14 protein-coding genes are annotated in these 16394 nt (G+C 66.5%); 8 read left to right on the top strand and 6 right to left on the bottom strand.

Annotated features, from left to right (window positions below):
- Positions 1-4: 4 nt before the first annotated feature.
- The 4 genes from ACQR0W_RS15900 to ACQR0W_RS15885 form a co-directional block, all read right to left on the bottom strand.
- Positions 5-835 (bottom strand): type 1 glutamine amidotransferase, encoded by an 831-nt coding sequence (locus tag ACQR0W_RS15900; RefSeq protein WP_315825886.1) that lies wholly within the window; start codon positions 833-835, stop codon positions 5-7.
- Positions 836-858: 23 nt separating this feature from the next.
- The gene (locus tag ACQR0W_RS15895) at positions 859-1689 is read right to left on the bottom strand and encodes a hypothetical protein (protein WP_316169641.1); all 831 of its coding nucleotides are present in this window, start codon (positions 1687-1689) and stop codon (positions 859-861) included.
- A gap of 131 nt (positions 1690-1820) precedes the next feature.
- Positions 1821-2285, bottom strand: a complete 465-nt coding sequence (locus ACQR0W_RS15890) for a hypothetical protein (protein ID WP_316169582.1) — start codon at positions 2283-2285, stop codon at positions 1821-1823.
- 149 nt (positions 2286-2434) lie between these two features.
- Complete coding sequence (locus ACQR0W_RS15885; protein WP_316167295.1) at positions 2435-3127, bottom strand: HAD family hydrolase; 693 nt, start codon at positions 3125-3127, stop codon at positions 2435-2437.
- 106 nt (positions 3128-3233) lie between these two features.
- Between ACQR0W_RS15885 and ACQR0W_RS15880 the strand changes: the two genes are divergently transcribed.
- The 5 genes from ACQR0W_RS15880 to ACQR0W_RS15860 all read left to right on the top strand — a co-directional run bounded on the left by ACQR0W_RS15880 (position 3234) and on the right by ACQR0W_RS15860 (position 11030).
- A complete protein-coding gene (locus tag ACQR0W_RS15880) occupies positions 3234-3920 on the top strand; it encodes a hypothetical protein (RefSeq protein ID WP_316169583.1) in 687 nt (228 codons plus the stop codon).
- 132 nt (positions 3921-4052) lie between these two features.
- Positions 4053-6077: a YgiQ family radical SAM protein gene (locus ACQR0W_RS15875; protein WP_316169584.1), complete on the top strand. Its 2025-nt coding sequence runs from the start codon at positions 4053-4055 to the stop codon at positions 6075-6077.
- Between the two features lie 1005 nt (positions 6078-7082).
- Positions 7083-9152 (top strand): acyltransferase family protein, encoded by a 2070-nt coding sequence (locus ACQR0W_RS15870; protein ID WP_316186638.1) that lies wholly within the window; start codon positions 7083-7085, stop codon positions 9150-9152.
- A gap of 448 nt (positions 9153-9600) precedes the next feature.
- Positions 9601-10776, top strand: a complete 1176-nt coding sequence (locus tag ACQR0W_RS15865; protein WP_316186637.1) for a TCR/Tet family MFS transporter — start codon at positions 9601-9603, stop codon at positions 10774-10776.
- A gap of 38 nt (positions 10777-10814) precedes the next feature.
- Positions 10815-11030 carry a hypothetical protein gene (locus ACQR0W_RS15860; RefSeq protein ID WP_315769653.1) on the top strand — a complete coding sequence of 72 codons (216 nt, stop codon included), beginning with the start codon at positions 10815-10817 and terminating at the stop codon, positions 11028-11030.
- Positions 11031-11276: 246 nt separating this feature from the next.
- Here ACQR0W_RS15860 and ACQR0W_RS15855 read toward each other — a convergent pair whose 3' ends face one another.
- Positions 11277-11717, bottom strand: coding sequence for a hypothetical protein (locus tag ACQR0W_RS15855; protein WP_316186635.1), 441 nt, complete (start codon positions 11715-11717; stop codon positions 11277-11279).
- A 365-nt stretch (positions 11718-12082) separates the two neighbouring features.
- Here ACQR0W_RS15855 and ACQR0W_RS15850 point away from each other — a divergent pair, with 365 nt between their 5' ends.
- Positions 12083-12259: a hypothetical protein gene (locus ACQR0W_RS15850; protein WP_316193324.1), complete on the top strand. Its 177-nt coding sequence runs from the start codon at positions 12083-12085 to the stop codon at positions 12257-12259.
- A gap of 216 nt (positions 12260-12475) precedes the next feature.
- Here ACQR0W_RS15850 and ACQR0W_RS15845 read toward each other — a convergent pair whose 3' ends face one another.
- Positions 12476-13714 carry an NF038122 family metalloprotease gene (locus ACQR0W_RS15845; RefSeq protein WP_316186634.1) on the bottom strand — a complete coding sequence of 413 codons (1239 nt, stop codon included), beginning with the start codon at positions 13712-13714 and terminating at the stop codon, positions 12476-12478.
- Positions 13715-13966: 252 nt separating this feature from the next.
- Here ACQR0W_RS15845 and ACQR0W_RS15840 point away from each other — a divergent pair, with 252 nt between their 5' ends.
- Together ACQR0W_RS15840 and ACQR0W_RS15835 are read left to right on the top strand one after the other, a co-directional pair.
- A complete protein-coding gene (locus ACQR0W_RS15840; RefSeq protein WP_316186633.1) occupies positions 13967-14917 on the top strand; it encodes an aldo/keto reductase in 951 nt (316 codons plus the stop codon).
- A 289-nt stretch (positions 14918-15206) separates the two neighbouring features.
- Positions 15207-16370, top strand: coding sequence for a TAXI family TRAP transporter solute-binding subunit (locus ACQR0W_RS15835; RefSeq protein WP_316172736.1), 1164 nt, complete (start codon positions 15207-15209; stop codon positions 16368-16370).
- The last annotated feature ends 24 nt before the right edge of the window (positions 16371-16394 follow it).

The raw sequence follows: 16394 nt of genomic DNA, 5'->3' as shown, positions 1-16394 counted from the left end.
GCGCTCAGCCCCGTGCGAGCGAGGCGATCCAGTTGCTGATCTCGGTCTGCCGCATCCCGTCATTCGCCACGTCCTGGTCGAGCCCCAGCCGCCACAGAATGTCACGCCGGGCACGGTCGTGGTGCAGGATCGCGAGATCGGCGGCGTAGCGCTCGAGCTCCGCCAGAGCGGCGAAGAAGCCCTCCTCGACCAGCGGCTGGCCGATGCGGCGGAGCACCCAGGCGACGTCCTGCAGGCTGAATTCGGGATGATACTGCACGCCCCAGAACCGGCCGCGGCCGCTGCGGATCTCCGCGGCCTGCACCTCGCTCATCGCGTTGCGTGCGGTGACCGTCGCATCCGGCGGCAGCCGGGTGACGATGTCGCTATGGATCGCCGGGGCATCGAACACGGCGCCCCGCGCCGCATGCATCGGATGATCGCGGCCCGCCTCCGTCAGCGCGATCTTGCGCGCGAACCCGACCTCGCGGCCGGCCGGATTGAGCGACACCTCGCCGCCGGCCGCGACGCAGGCGAGCTGAAGCCCCCAGCATGAGCCGAACATCGGCACGCCCTGCGTGAAGATCGCGCGCACCAGCTCGATCTGACGCAGGGATTCCGGCTCGCGCTGATAGATATTGAGCGCCGATCCCGTGATGACGATGCCCTGATAGGCCTCGATCGGCTGCGGCAGGCGCGCATCGGCATCGGCGGGCGTGGCGATGTCGATCGCTGCGTCCGGCGCGAGTGCGCGCAGCACGGCCGCGTAGCTCTCCGACGGCGTGGCGCCTGCGACCTCGGCCCAGCGGCGCCGGCCGTCCAGCGAGTTGCCTTCGAGCACGAGCAGTCTCAGCACTCGTCAAACCTCCGCCCGCCCGATCACGGATCCAACACGCCGCGCAGGAATCGCGCGCTCCGCTCGTGCACCTCCGGCCGGTTCAGGATCGTATGGACGTCGGCATCGATCACCATCACCTCCGCCTTCGCATCGTCCTTGAGCGCGACGGCGCAGGAGCCGGTGACGGCGCGGTCCTTGTTCCAGGGATTGGCGGCCGAGAAATAGGGATCGCGCGCCGAAATCGCGTTCAGCACCGGCTCGCTCGGGCCGATGCCGAGCCCGGGCGCGGTGACGAAGTAGTTGTCCTCGCACGACCACGAATAGATCAGCCGCGCCGCCACGTCCTTGCCGGCGTAGCGGCCGACCGCCACCGCGCCCTCGCTGGTGCCCGCCAGCACGATCCGCAGCCGGTCGACCCAGCTCCAGTCGCGCGACGCCTTCAGCGCGTTCTCCAGCTCGGCCAGCCGCAAGGCGTGGACGTGCTCATAGGTCGCGACGTCGACCGGCGAGGTGTAGGTCAGCCGGTCGGGAATCGCGAGGCTGTCGGGCGCCACCGATGCCACTCCGAGCTCGTCGGCGAGCCAGGCCTGGAACTCCTTCACCGCCGGCGCGACGCCGCTCGACCCGTGCATCACGATCACGAGCGGCGCGATCCCGATCACGTCGGGCGCGTCCTCCGCACGGCCCTCCCAGCGCCGTCCGCCGGCGAGTGTCGCCGGCAACACCAGGTTGGCCCGGCTCCAGGTCAGCGCAAGATTGGCCGGCGACGGCTCCAGCACCGTACCCCTGGTGTCGCCGGGCTTGTCGGCCGCGAGGGCGGCGGTCGCGCAGAGAAAGGCGGCGGCCATCGGCAGGAAACGCGCCACGAACATGATCGATCCGTCCTCCTGCGAGGCGAGCACAGCGAGCCTGGCGCGCACCGTCCGTTTCAATCACGGCATCGGGCTGCGGACAAGCAAGGTGCGACGGACGGTGCATGCAGGGCACCCATGCGGTGATGCGATCAGCAGGCGCGCAACCGCCGGCGCTGGGCACGCGGCGTCTCCATCGACCGGACGTGATGGCGCGGCGTGGCCGCAGTGCAGACCATCGCATTGAGCGCGCCGGCCGGCACGGCGGCGACCTCGCGCGCTCCTCCGCAGCCGCTGACGGCGCGGAGCCGCGGCACAACCGGCGACATGTCCCGCAAGGCCTCCTGCCGTACGCTCACATCACTCCGGATCTCCACGGGAGAGAGCGCCAGCAGCGTCGCCCGCAAGCCGCGAAGGATGGCGGCCATTGCGCGCGACGGCCGCGCCCAGCGAAACGGCCGGGCCGAACGCTTGGCGCGGCCATCGGCGCGCTTGGCTCGCCCGGCTCCGCTGGCGCGACGGCCGCGCTGATTGGATGCTGATCCCTCGTCATCGACCTGCAACATCAGCCGGAACGGCTGTTCCGAGGGGCCGGCCGCGATCAACAACTTGCGCATGCGTCTCACCTTGATCTCGTCACGGCCAACCCGGCGGCCGCGTTCATCGACACCATGGCGCAAGCGCGGTGACCGCAAGCTGTTGCCGGATGTCAGCGACATGTCAGCTCGGCCGCGGGCGGTATTGTCGCCGGATGGCGACGCGTCGCTCACAGTCTCCCTCCCAGCCGCGCCATCACCAGATCCAGCACGCCGGCGTCGTCGAACGCCGCCGCGGTCAGCGCCGCGCCGGCCGCGATCAGCTCGTCGTGACCGAGATTGGTGCGCATGCCGACGGTGGCGATGCCGGCCGCCGTCGCCGCCGCGATGCCGGCGCGGGAATCCTCGAAGGCGACCGACCGTTCCGGCACGGCATCGATCGCGCGCAGGCCTTCCAGATAGGGCAGCGGGTGCGGCTTGCCGTGCGGCAGCTCGTCGCCGATGACCACGGCGCGAAACCGGTCCATCAGGCCGAGCCCGTGCAGGATCAGCTCGGCATTGGCCCGCGGCGCGTTGGTCACGGCCACCACTGGAATCGCCGCCGCCGCGGCCCGATCGAGCAGCGCCATCAGGCCCGGCAGCGGCTGCACCGCGCCGGCGGCGAGGCTGCGAAACACCTCCTCCTTCTGCGCCATGACCGCCGCGCGCCGCTCGGGCGGCTGATCGGGCAGAAATTGGGCGGAGATCGACAAATTGGATCGGCCGAGCAGTTCGCGTGCCGCCCGCGCGCGGTCGAACACATGACCATATGGCCCGAACACCGCGTTGAAGGCCTGCAGATGCAGCGCATCGGTATCAGCGAGCGTGCCGTCGATGTCGAACAGCAAAGCCCGCCCCTTATTGATAACGCCTCGCATCAGCAAATTGACCTCAACTCATCCGGATGTTGACGCGATCTGATCCAACTCTCGACCAGACCAGCTGTCGTTATTCCTCAAACGGCGTGAAACCGCGACGGGGGAAATTGCGATGATCGGCCAGTTGAGCGCATTGCCTGTTTTGACATCGTCGAGGCTCGGAGCGGCCGCCGCGCTGGTCTCCGTCATCTGCATTGCCGCGCCCGGCGCCGCGCAGGCCGGCCCCGCCAACGGCGACATGGTCAACGGCCAGTACTGCAACGATCTCTGCAAGGCCTATATGGCCTGGTCCGACCGCATGCTGGCCGTCACCCAGCCCGCGTCCTATTCGCGGCCGCAGGTGCGGGTCGCGGTGCCGCAGAGCATGACGCCGAAGAAGATGGACAAGGCCGAGAAGCCGGACCGGATGGCGCAGCATGGGCCGAAGCCGCATCGGCCGGCGAACCTGAACTCCTTTGCGCAGCTGCCCTCCGGCACCCAGGCCGCGCAGTCTTCGATGGAGCCGCCGCCGAGCGACCTCGCCGCGTCCGACGCGCCGGCGACAGGTCGGCTGTTCGCCGCCGACCCGCTGCCCCACTCCGCCATCGCCGACATGCGGCGCGCGACCGACGCCGCCGGCCTGCGGCTGGTGTCGATGACCGAGCCCGGCATGGCGCCCGTCACGGTCGGCGAGGCCGGCGGCAGCCCGCGCTCGAAGATGCCCTCGATGTGGATCATGCTCGCTGCAGCCGCGCTGCTGGCCTATTTCGGCCATGGCTGGCTCAAGCGCCGCAACGGCGCGTCGCATCACCTCAACTGAGACGGCAGGAACTGCGACGTCAGGTCGGCCGCGCAACGCCGCGGGAACCATTCCGGACAAATTGACCACCTGCCCTCGCCTGCGACCGGGGCTTCGGTTGAACTCGCAGCGCCGCGGCTCTATGCGTGGGCGATGAACATCGCCCTCACCGCCCCACCGCTGAGTTCCTGGCCGCGCCACCGCGCGGACCTCAAGCCTGCGCCGTTCCTGCCGATGAGCCGCAAGGAGATGGATGCGCTCGGCTGGGACGCCTGCGACATCGTGCTGGTGACCGGCGACGCCTATGTCGACCATCCTTCCTTCGGCATGGCGATCATCGGCCGGCTGCTCGAGGCCCAGGGCTTTCGCGTCGGCATCATCTCGCAGCCCGACTGGCACTCCGCCGAGCCGTTCAAGGCGCTCGGTAGGCCGCGCGTGTTCTTCGGCGTCACCGGCGGCAACATGGATTCCATGGTCAACCGCTACACGGCCGATCGCCGCATCCGCAGCGACGACGCCTATACGCCCAATGGCGAAGGCGGCAGGCGGCCGGACCGCTGCACGCTGGTCTATGCGCAGCGCTGCCGCGAGGCATTCAAGGACGTGCCCGTCGTGCTCGGCGGCATCGAGGCCTCGCTGCGCCGGATCGCGCATTACGACTACTGGTCCGACAAGGTTCGCCGCTCGGTGCTGGCCGACGCCAAGGCCGACATCCTGATCTACGGCAATGCCGAGCGCGCCGTGATCGAGGTCGCGCACCGCATCGCCGGCGGCGAAGCGCCGAAGGACATCCAGTCGGTGCGCGGCACCGCGCTGTTCCGCAAAGTCCCTGAGGGCTACGTCGAGCTTCACGCCGACGATCTCGACTCCGCCGACGAAGGCGCTGCGCGCGAGAAGGGCGACGTGGTTATCCGGCTGCCGTCCTGCGAGCAGGTCGAGGCCGACAAGGAAGCCTATGCCCGCGCCTCGCGCGTGCTGCACCGGGAGAGCAATCCGGGCAATGCGCGTCCCCTGGTGCAGCGTCATGGCGACCGCGACCTCTGGCTCAACCCGCCGCCGATCCCGCTGACCATGGCGGAGATGGATAGCGTCTACGATCTGCCCTATGCCCGCGCGCCGCATCCGTCCTATGGCGACGCCAAGATCCCGGCCTGGGACATGATCAAGTTCTCGGTGACGATCATGCGCGGCTGCTTCGGCGGCTGCACCTTCTGCTCGATCACCGAGCATGAGGGCCGCATCATCCAGAGCCGCTCGGAAGGCTCGATTTTGCAGGAGATCGAGCGCATCCGCGACAAGACGCCGGGCTTCACCGGCGTGATCTCCGACATCGGCGGCCCGACCGCCAACATGTACCGGATGGCCTGCAAGGATCCGAAGGTCGAGGCTGCGTGCCGCCGGCCAAGCTGCGTGTTTCCGGAGATCTGCCCGAACCTCAACACCTCGCATGACGACCTCATCCGGCTCTATCGCAAGGTGCGCGAGGTCAAGGGCGTCAAGCGCGTGATGGTCGCCTCCGGCGTGCGCTACGACCTCGCGGTCGAGAGCCCGGCCTACATCAAGGAGCTGGTCACGCATCACGTCGGCGGCTATCTGAAGATCGCGCCGGAGCATACCGAGCGCGGCCCGCTCGACAAGATGATGAAGCCGGGCATCGGCAGCTATGACCGCTTCAAGCAGATGTTCGACGCCGCCGCCAAGGAGGCCGGCAAGAAGTACTATCTGATCCCGTATTTCATCGCGGCTCATCCGGGCACCAGCGACGAGGACATGATGAACCTCGCGCTGTGGCTGAAGAAGAACCGCTACCGCGCCGATCAGGTCCAGACCTTCCTGCCGTCGCCGATGGCGACCGCAACGGCGATGTATCACACTGGTGTCAATCCGTTGCGCGGCGTGCGTCACGGCGGCAGTGACAAGGTCGAAGCCATCAAGGGCCTGCGGCAGCGAAGGCTGCACAAGGCATTCCTGCGCTATCACGATCCGGACAACTGGCCGGTGCTGCGCGACGCGCTGCGCGCGATGGGCCGCGCCGACCTGATCGGCTCGCGCCCCGAGCAACTGGTGCCGGCGCATCAGCCGCCGGGCACCGGCAAGGCCGCAACGACACGGCGGCCGGTGCGCCGGGAGCAGCGACCGCAGCGGTTCACGACCAAGGGCGTGAAGATCATGAAGTAGTTGGTAGGTCGCGGCCTTGTCATGGAGTCCCGCCCTAACATCCTCTCCGCTGTCGTCCCGGGCTTGACCCGGGACCCATAACCACAGGGAGACGTGTTGGGCGCGCCCTGAGCCACTTGCCTGCCTCACACCTCCGCCGGTGGTTATGGGTCCCGGCTCAGGGCCGGGACGACATCGAGTTTGTCGTGAGGCCGTTCCAACTCACAGGCGTGATGCGCATCGCTTAATGCGTGCACCTCCGCCTCCGTCCACTCCACGATCTTCCCAAACAGCCCACCGCAGCCCCGCGACGCCATTCGCGCCCAGGTCATGCTGCCGACAACGCCCTCGACAAACGAGAGGGCGCGGGGAAGACCGGACCTCGACTGAGGCCCGTGGCCCGCCTGCAGAAAAAAATGCAGGCGGCAGGTACCACGAGTCCAGCCGGACGACCCGGCCTTCCCCGCGCGCTGGTTTTAACGGCTGCTTCGCGATCTCCCTGGGGACCGGGCTGTCTTGCCCCCATCACCGGCGAGACGCGTCTGACGCATCATCGACCGGCTTGACCTCAGCATCGGGAGGCCAGGACCACGCGACTTGACCGTACGCACCAGGCTCATTCGTCGGCCCGCTTGCGCGAAAGCCCCGAACCCGACACGTCCATCGCTCCCCGCTTGCTACGCTCCGTGACGATCGGCCGAAACGTCCCTCTTCATCGCGAGCGGGATGGCCGGAAACATCGTTCTGATTTGCCCGACGATGCAAGCCGAACAGCGTGCGACAAACTGGCTCGACGGGCAATCTGCGCATGACGGGGATGCGGGAATTGCCCGTCGGGCCGACAGAGAACTGATGAGCACGGACGGGCCGACGTTCGCCACCGATGGCGACCACCTCCTTACGACGCTCATTCATGATTGCGTTTGCCCCGCACTGTCCGCCATAATTGTACAACAGACATTTTCGCGAGTTTGATTGCAGCCAGGACGATTGGAAGCCGAACGTTCTTTTGGGGAGAGAGCGCACATGCACGCGCCAGTGGCCGGCTCGAAACCGGTTCCCGTGGTCGGCACGGCCTACAGGCCGGATATCGACGGACTGAGAGCTGTCGCAGTCATGTCCGTCGTCGTGTTCCACGCCTTTCCGCATGTGCTTCGCGGCGGCTTCATAGGAGTCGACATCTTCTTCGTCATATCCGGGTTCTTGATCACCTCGATCATCGTTGCGGATCTGGCGAACGGATCATTTCGTGTTCGGACCTTCTACGCTCGTCGCGTCAAGCGCATCTTCCCCGCCCTCATCGTGGTTCTTCTCGCCGCCCTCCTGCTCGGATGCTTTCTTCTGTACACCGACGAATACAAGGAGCTCGGCAAGCAAGTTGCGGCGAGCGCCGGATTTGCCGCGAACCTGCTGTTCTGGAAGGAGGCCAACTATTTCGACCTGGCCGCGGAAACGAAGCCGCTGCTTCACCTATGGTCGCTGGGCATCGAAGAGCAATATTACATCCTCTGGCCGCTGCTGCTGTGGCTGTGCTGGCGGACAAGGAAGCGCGCCCTGCCGTACCTCGTGGGGCTGCTGCTCGTCGGGTCATTTCTGCTGAACATCAAAGCCATGGGCACCAGCCCGACCGAGGCCTTCTACTCCCCGCTCACGCGCGCATGGGAGCTGTTTGCAGGCGGCCTGCTGGCGATCGCGTCGTCCCCATACACCAGGCCGCTCTTCGGCGCTGTCCCTGACGCGGGGCATCGATCACCCATTTCCGATCGGCTCGCGGCGTCGGGAATAGTCCTGTTGGCGGCGAGCCTGATCCTGATTTCGAGAAATACGCCATTTCCCGGGTGGGCAGCACTGCTGCCTGTCGCAGCGACCTGCATGCTCGTCGGCGCCGGGCCGTATAGCTGGGTCGCTCGACGCATTCTCTCGCATCCTTTCCTGGTTGGAATCGGGCTGATCAGCTACCCGCTCTATCTCTGGCATTGGCCTCTGCTCGTCCTGACTCGCGCCTGGATGGGCGAGGCAGGCTCCGCACCGCTTCGATCCGGCGTCATCGCGCTGAGCGCCGGTTTGGCCTGGATCACCTATCGATTTCTGGAACGTCCGATCCGGTTTGGGCAATCGCCCTTGCGGTCGGTCCCACTGCTCTGCGGTGCCTCGGCGACGCTCGCGGGAATCGGCGCCCTGACCATGACCTACGGCTGGACCTTCAAGCCGGGCGATCTGAACAGCTACGCAGCCTATTTCGATTCCTTCCGCACGGGCGTGTCGCCAGCTCGGGAAGAGCTGGTGGAAATCAATCAGAACCAATGCAACTTCTACAACTTCGAGAGTGCGCTTCCCACGCGCGTCCCTCGGGACGGCATCAGCCCGGACTGCTACACCAGCCACTCTCGCAGAGCGGTGCTGCTCTGGGGCGACTCTCATTCGGCGCATCTCTTCCATGGCTTACGGAAGACGCTTCCGTCCGATACGTCCCTGCTGCTCGTTTATGCGTCGGGGTGCCGTCCACACCCGATCGATCTGACCAGACTGACGACCGACTACTGCGAGATGTCCAACTCCTTTGCGCTGTCGACAATCAAAGAGGTCGTTCCTGATGTCGTGGTCATCTCATTCAACAATTCCTTCGATACGGAGTACCTGCGCGAGGTGTCTCGGGACATCAAACGGATCGGCGTGAAACGGGTGATCGTGCTCGGACTGGCGCCTCATTGGGAACCGTTCCTCTTCAAGGTGGTCATGCAGCACTATTGGCAGTTCACACCGGCACGAATCTCGACGCACCTCGACCAGCATGCGCTTGGCATCGACAAGGCATTTCGAGACGAGCTCCAGGCCAACGAACCGTTCGAGTACCAGAGCCTTCATGACTTCTTCTGCAATCGAGAAGGCTGCCTCATCTATCTCGATCGCAAACGGCGCGAGGGTCTCGTCAGCTTCGACAATGCGCACCTGCGACCGCTTGCGTCCCTCTACCTCGCCGAGCACCTGCTCACCCCGCTGATCCAACGCGACGTCCGTCCGCCGAGGACGCGTGACGACGCGCCGCCGCATGGTGGCAGGACGGGGACTCTCGATGACCGGCCAGGAGCGCAGTGAAGATACGGCGCATTGTCGGGGGCGGATCACGAGACGTCCCGCGCAGCCCATCCACGTCCGCCTGCCATCGCCCGACCTGTCCGCTCAAAACCGCCCGCGGCTTGTTCACCGTCTCGATGCGATCGAGAATCTTGCCGAGATCGCGCCTCGCGGACGTCGTAGTCGGTCGGCAGATTGAGGCAGAGCTTCGGCGATGGATCGATGAATATGCATTGAATGCGCCGATCGTCGTTCGGAAAAAGCGGCTTGCGCCGGCCGTTCGTCACGTATAGACGGCGCCTGTCGCGAAAAGCGGCCGTTGCCTGCGGCCGAGTACAAGCCGTCCATCTGCCTTTCTGGCATGGACCGGCCCAGCGTCTCCCACACATCAATCGCCTGACGGATCGTCAGGCTCCAGCGAGCGGTCGCGCGTGTTTGCGCCATCGGCTCGCGTGGACCGGAGCGCGCCATGACCAGGGCTGTTGCCGTCATCTATCTCACCATCGTGCTCGATGCCGCCGGCATCGGGCTGATCTTTCCGATCCTGCCGGCGCTGCTGCACGACGTGACCCACACCGGCGACGTGGCGTTCCTTCTCGGCGTCATGACGGCGCTCTACGCCGCGATGCAGTTCATCTGCGCCCCGGTGCTGGGCTCGCTGAGCGATCGGCTCGGCCGGCGCCCGCTGCTGCTGGTCTCGCTGGCCGGCGCCATCGTCAACTACCTGTTCCTGGCGGCTGCGCCCGATCTCTGGATGCTCCTGCTCGGCCGAGCCATCGCCGGCGTCACCAGCGCCAACGTCTCGGTGGCCACGGCCTACATCACCGACGTCTCGCGCGAGGACGAGCGGGCCCGCCGCTTCGGCCTCCTCAATGCGATGTTCGGCATGGGATTCATCATCGGGCCCGTGCTCGGCGACCATTGGCTGCGGCTGCCGTTCGTCGTGGCGGCGACCTTGAACGGATGCAACGTCCTGCTGGCGTTGCTGATGCTGCCGGAATCGCGACCGCCGGACCCTGGCAAGATCGAGATCGCAGTTCTGAACCCGCTGCGGCCACTGCGCTGGGTGTTCGCCGTCAAGAGCCTGCTGCCGGTCGTTCTCCTCTTCTTCCTGTTCAGCGCGACCGGCGAGGCCTATGGCGTCTGCTGGGCGCTGTGGGGCGGCGACGCCTTCCACTGGAGCGGTCTTTGGATCGGCCTGTCGCTCGGCACCTTCGGGGTGTGCCAGATGCTGGCCCAAATATTCCTTCCCGGTCCGGCCGTGAGATTGCTGACCGAGCGCGGCGCCATCCTGACCGGAGTGACCTGTGTCTGCACGGCCCTCACCGCCATGGCGTTCGCCAACCAGAGCTGGATGGTGTTTGGCGCGATGCCGCTGTTCGCGCTCGGCGGCATGGGCATGCCGGCCCTGCAGTCGATCGCCACCCGGCAGGTGGACGCACATTTGCAGGGCCAGTTCCAGGGCGTGCTCGCCGCCACGGTCAGCCTCGCCTCGATCGTTGCGCCGCTCGGCTTCTCGAGCCTCTACTTCGCCGTCAGGGACGAATGGCCCGGGGCGATCTGGCTGTCGGTCGTCGCCATCTACGCGATCGCCATTCCCGTCGTCGTCACGCTGCGCCCGGCCAAGCCGGCGTCTGCGCCCTGATGCGTCGGAACCATCGCCGTCGCCGCCCGTTGGCCCGGATGCCTGAGATCGAACTCGCAAAGCCGCTCGTTCGAGCGATGCAGATCTATCGTCGCGTGGCCAGACACGATCTGGACCAGGGAGCGCGGCGCGCCCTGGCGCGGCATATCCGCGGACTGGCCGAACAAGGCGTGCATGATCCCGGCCGGCTGACCGTGTGCGGCCTCAGCTATCTGCGCAAGCTCGACCGACAACGCGGCTCCGACCAATCCTGATCTGCCGTGCCGGGACGCGGCGGGCGATCGGCCAGCTCGCCGCCCCGCGGTCACGGTGACAGTGCACGAAGCTTGAGATCCCCCTGCCCGCGGACACGCCAAGCCTCCGGTCCTCAAGCCGCCCGGAATCTTGGCGAGAGCGCCCGCTCACATCTCGAGCGTAACCAGGAACTCCTCGCGCAGAACCTCTCCGGGATGCATCGGCTCGAGCTTCTTGGTCATTACGGCAGCTCTTGAAGCTCGGAGCTAGCAGCTCGAGTCCCCACCGGCCCAGCGGTAGATACGGTCGCTAAGGGGGCCCGCTCCCATCGGGTTGCTGACCTTGATGGTCACGCGCGATCCGGAGCCGGACTTTTCGATGCGCGCTGAGACGAAGTAGTTCATCCGGACCCCATAGCTGCCTGCGACCAGGCGAAACTCCGCAAAGCCGCGGTCGCGGTGTAGCTCGCCTTCAGATTCGATCTGTCCCCCGCCCGGGTTGCCCGGATTGCCAAAGACCCGCACGGGCGGATAACAGCGCTTGCCGGTCTCGCTCAAGCGGCGGTAGATCTCCTCGTAACTTTCGGAAAAGCTTTTGCTGTCGGCAACGTCGCGCGAATTCAGGCCCTCCGGCGACATCGCACATCCACCGAGCAGCGCAATGGCAGCCCCCGTCAGCGCCGCACGCAAAGCGAACTTCATTTCCATGAACGATCCCCCAGCGCCCAACGATCGCCTCGCCCCCGAGTAATCACCGTCGTATTCGCGCTACCTGAAAGATACGCGAGTTCCCGTGAACCGTGCAATATGCGACGCGTCGAGACTTGGTGCTTTTGCCCCGGAGATGTCTTGACATGGCGGTCGAAGACCGAGGTTGAGGTCAACCCGCCTGCAGCGATCGTCGTCTATCGGTAGGAGCCGAACGCGAGGACCATCCGCATCGTTTGCGCGTGGGCGAAAATCAGCGGCGCACCAGTTGGCTCCGATGATGGGCCGGCATTCGGAACGATCGCCGCCAGCTTCCGTTGACTTCGATGCCTCGGATCGAACTTGCCAAGCCGCTCTCGCGAGCGATGCAGATCTATCGCCGCATGACCAGACACGATCTGGACCAGGGGACGCGGCGCGCGCTGGCGCGGCACATGCGCGGGATGACCGATCAGGGCGTGCATGATCCCGGCCGGCTGACCGTCTGCGGCTTGAGCTATTTGCGTCAACTCGACCGACAACGCGACCGCGAGCGATCCTGACCTGTCGCGTCGGACACATGGCGATCGATCGTGAGCGGACCGCACCTCCGATCCGCCCGATCGCCTGGCTACATCACGCCTTTCAGTTCAGGCGAGTGCGACGGAGATGGCCGGGGCAAGCCCGGCCATGACGACGATGAAATGGCGGGCATGACTTAGATCGACTACGCGATGGCCTTCTCGCGCCCAATCAATCCTCTGCTGGTAGCGACCGCCTCAGTTCGCACTGATCGCGTGCAGATGCATCGCGAGCATCATCGGATCGTGGTGCGGCTCGGCGGAATAGGACGCATGGGCCGTTGCGTGGTCATGGTTCGCGCCGGCATCGGCGCCATTCAGCGCAGCAGCGTCGGCCTGGACATTCGCCAGCACCTGCGCGGCGCCGGCGGCATCACCCAGCTTGGTGAGGCTGGCGGCCGTCTCGGCGGCCACCGCGGAGGCGATCGCGACGGCCTGCTGCGGCGTCTGCACCGGTGCGGCGACCCCGGCGGCGTGCGGGATCTGGGCGAGCAGGGCCTGCGTGTCGGGAGTCGAGATATTGTAGCCGAGCGTCTCCAGCACCACGAGATCGATCGGCGACAGCGTCTGCGACGTGGTCGGATTGTAGAATTCGTTCAAGGGATCGCGGGCGCCCTGGATGCCGGTGTTGAGGAAGTCGGCCGGGTCCGACATCTGGCCGTAATCGGCGATCTTGGTGAGCCCGCCGTCGAGCGAGAAATACGCGGGAGGCGCCGAGCTGATGCTGTTGTTGATCAGATGCTGCCCCGGCTTGGTGAAGTCGAACAGGTCGAAGATGTCGAGATTGCCCGGCGACGGCACCCGTCCCAGCGCATGCGACAGTTCGTGCAGCGCGACGCCGACCAGCGACTGCGTCGGGATGTCGGTGTTGAAGACGGCGAAGCCGTCCTCAGTCGTCGTGCTGTTTGGATCGATGAGCCCGAGCACCTTGGCCTGAGCATTGGCGACGAACACCTGGGAATGGCCCTGCACTGCCCGCCCCGTCGGCAGGTTGTCGAACACCGTGTCGCCGGCCGCCGCGTGGTCCTGCAGATCGGTTCGGAGCTGCGCGTAGCTGGTGAGCACGCCATTGGAGACATTGGCGCCGGCCCCGCCGCCGGTGCCGGCGAAATCGATCGCGAGGTTGACCGTGGCCTGATCGGTGATCGCCGAGGACAGGATCGCCGCCGCCTGCTCGACGCCGGCGCGGAAGCTTTCGGGCGCGGCCGCGGCGGCGGCATCGAAGGTGAGGTTGAAGGTGAGCCCGCCGGTGTGAACCGAGACGGTCTCGGAGCCGTCGGCGTGTACCACCGGATCCGACACCGCGCCGGGCGGCAGCACGACAGGCGAGGCAGCCGCAGCCATATTGGTCGTCGTGTTCTTCGCCGCCGCGGCCGGATCGGGCATCATGAGGCCATCTGAGCTCAGCCCGAGCTGGTCATGGGTCAGCGTGTTCATCAGACGGACTCCTTGATCATGGCCCCCCGCGTCTCCAGCTGCGAGGCGTTCGCAGGCTGCGACCATCATCGGCAAGTGAGTGAAAAGTCTGACGCTGCCGGACCCACTTCGGGGCAGCCGTGCCACGGTTTGGATGCGGCCGGGCGGGCCCGCCATGCTCCTGCCGCGCTGGTCTCGCGCGACGAATGACGGCAATCTGCGGCAGGCGTCCGCGACGGATGCAGCCAACATCATTCAGATCGAGAGCCTCCCATGAAGATGCGCCCGCTCGGCCGTTCCGGCCTCAACGTTCCGCCCCTCTGCTTCGGCTGCAACGTGTTCGGCTGGACGGTGGACGAGGCGGCCTCGTTCCGCCTGCTCGACAAGGTGCTGGAGTCCGGCATCAACTTCCTCGACACGGCGGACGTCTATTCGCGCTGGGTGCCCGGCCATAGCGGCGGCGAGTCCGAGACCATCATCGGCAAGTGGATGAAGCTGCGCGGCAACCGCGATCGCATCATCCTCGCCACCAAGGTCGGCATGGACATGGGCGACGGCAAGGTCGGGCTGAAGGCCGACTACATCGCGCGCGCGGTGGAGGACAGCCTGCGCAGGCTGCAGACCGACGTGATCGATCTCTATCAGTCGCACAAGGACGACGAGACGACGCCGCAGGAGGAGACGCTGGCGGCCTATGACAGGCTGATCAAGGCCGGCAAGGTGCGGGTCATCGGCGCCTCGAACTTCTCGGCGGAGCGGCTGCAGGCCGCGCTCGAGCTGTCGGCGAAGAGCGGCTTGCCGCGCTATGAGAGCCTGCAGCCGGAATACAGCCTCGCCGAGCGCGCATCCTACGAAGGCGCGCTGCAACGCGTCTGCGAGAACTACGGCGTCGGCGTCATCACCTTCTTCTCGCTGGCCGCCGGCTTCCTCACCGGCAAGTATCGCTCGGAGGCCGATTTCGGCAAGAGCCCGCGCGGACAGCGCGGCATCCCGAAATACATGAACGAGCGCGGCATGCGCATCCTCGCCGCGCTGGACGCGGTCGCAAGGGAGACCGGAGCGCAGCAGGCCTCGATCGCGCTGGCGTGGCTGCTGGCCAAGCCCTCGGTGACGGCGCCGATCGCCAGCGCCACCAGGCCCGAGCACGTCGACACGCTGGTGGCGGCGACGGAGCTCGCGCTGACCGCGGACCAGGTCGCGCGGCTCGACGCGGCGAGCGCGTGAGCGCCGGCGCGCGGCGCCACCATTCAGCGCCGAGCGTGCGACGTTTCGACACGCACGCAGGACGGTCGTTCTCCACCGAACACGGCCTGTGATCGAGGATTCGGCGCGCTCAGCGCCGGTCCTCGATCGCAACACTCGATCACGCTCCTGCACCGCATTTTCAGCACAGCGGTGAAGCGGGCCGGGCGACTTTGCAGCATCTCGCGGATCGCCACCTCACGGCCAAACTTCGGCCGGGATCGAACTGCTAAGTCCACTGTCAATTTAGAATGTATCGAGGAAGCGTTCGGTGAATCGTGTCGCGCGCGTAACTGTTGGCGCATTCGTATTTGCATGTGTTCTGTCATCCCTCGTGGCGCTGTCTGGCAGCGCCCGAGCGCAGCAATTGCCGCAGCGCCCGCCGACCGGCGGCGCCGTCGGTACGCTGCCGGACCGCGAGGCGCTGAACTCCGGCACCGTCACCGTGATCACCGCGCCGATCGGCGGGCCGATGTCGGTCATGGGCTCCGACATGGCCGCGGTGCTCGACGAGGGCGAGAGCCTGCGCGTGCTGCCGATCCTCGGCAGGGGCTCGGCGCAGAACCTCATCGACATCATCATGTTGAAGAACATCGACATGGGCTTCGTCACCACCGACGCGCTGGAATTCGTGAAGACGGAATACAACATTCCAGACATTGCCCAGCGCGTGCGCTACATCGCGCAGCTCTTCCACAACGACGTCCACATCGTCGCGCGGCGCGAGATCCGCTCGCTGGAGGATCTCAATGGACGGCGGGTGTTCGCCGAGCGCTCGATCGGCCTGCCGGCGGCGCGCACGATCTTCCGCCGGCTCGGCATTCGCGCCGACATCGACTCCCAGACCGATCCGACCGGCGGACTGCAGAAGCTGATCGACGGCCAGGGCGACGCCTGGATCGCCTCGGTGTCGAAGGACGCGCCGATCATCAAGGGCATCAAGAACGAGGGCGGCCGGCTGCATCTCTTGACGATCCCCTATGACCACGCGCTGCAGGACATCTATCTGCCGTCGTCGTTCTCGTCCGAGGAATATCCGAACCTGGTGCCGCCGGGCACCAAGGTCGAGACCGTCGCCGCCTCGACCGTGCTGATGGTCTACAATTGGCCGGAGAACAGCGAGCGCTATCGCCGCACGGCGCGGTTCGTCGACGCGCTGTTCGGCAAGATCCAGGTGCTGCAATCGCCGCCGCGGCATCCGAAATGGCGCGATACCGTGCTGTCGGCGCCGGTGCAGGGCCTGGTCCGCTTCAAGGCGGCGCAGGAATGGCTCGATGGCGCTCGCGCCATGCAGTCGCCGGGCCAGGATGCCAACCCGGCCGAATTCCGCAAGTTTCTCGACGAGCGCAAGGCGCAGGCGAGGATGTCGCCGGACGAGGCCGCGCGACTCTACAGCGACTTCCTGAAGTGGCAGCGGAGCAGGGAGCCGCGCTGAGCGCCGAACCGCCGGAAGGAATGT

The sequence above is a fragment of the Bradyrhizobium sp. HKCCYLRH1034 genome (genome assembly GCF_051168375.1).
Taxonomy (GTDB): domain Bacteria; phylum Pseudomonadota; class Alphaproteobacteria; order Rhizobiales; family Xanthobacteraceae; genus Bradyrhizobium.
The sequence above is the reverse complement of the archived record's forward strand: the minus strand, read 5'-3'. Positions and strand labels throughout refer to the sequence as shown.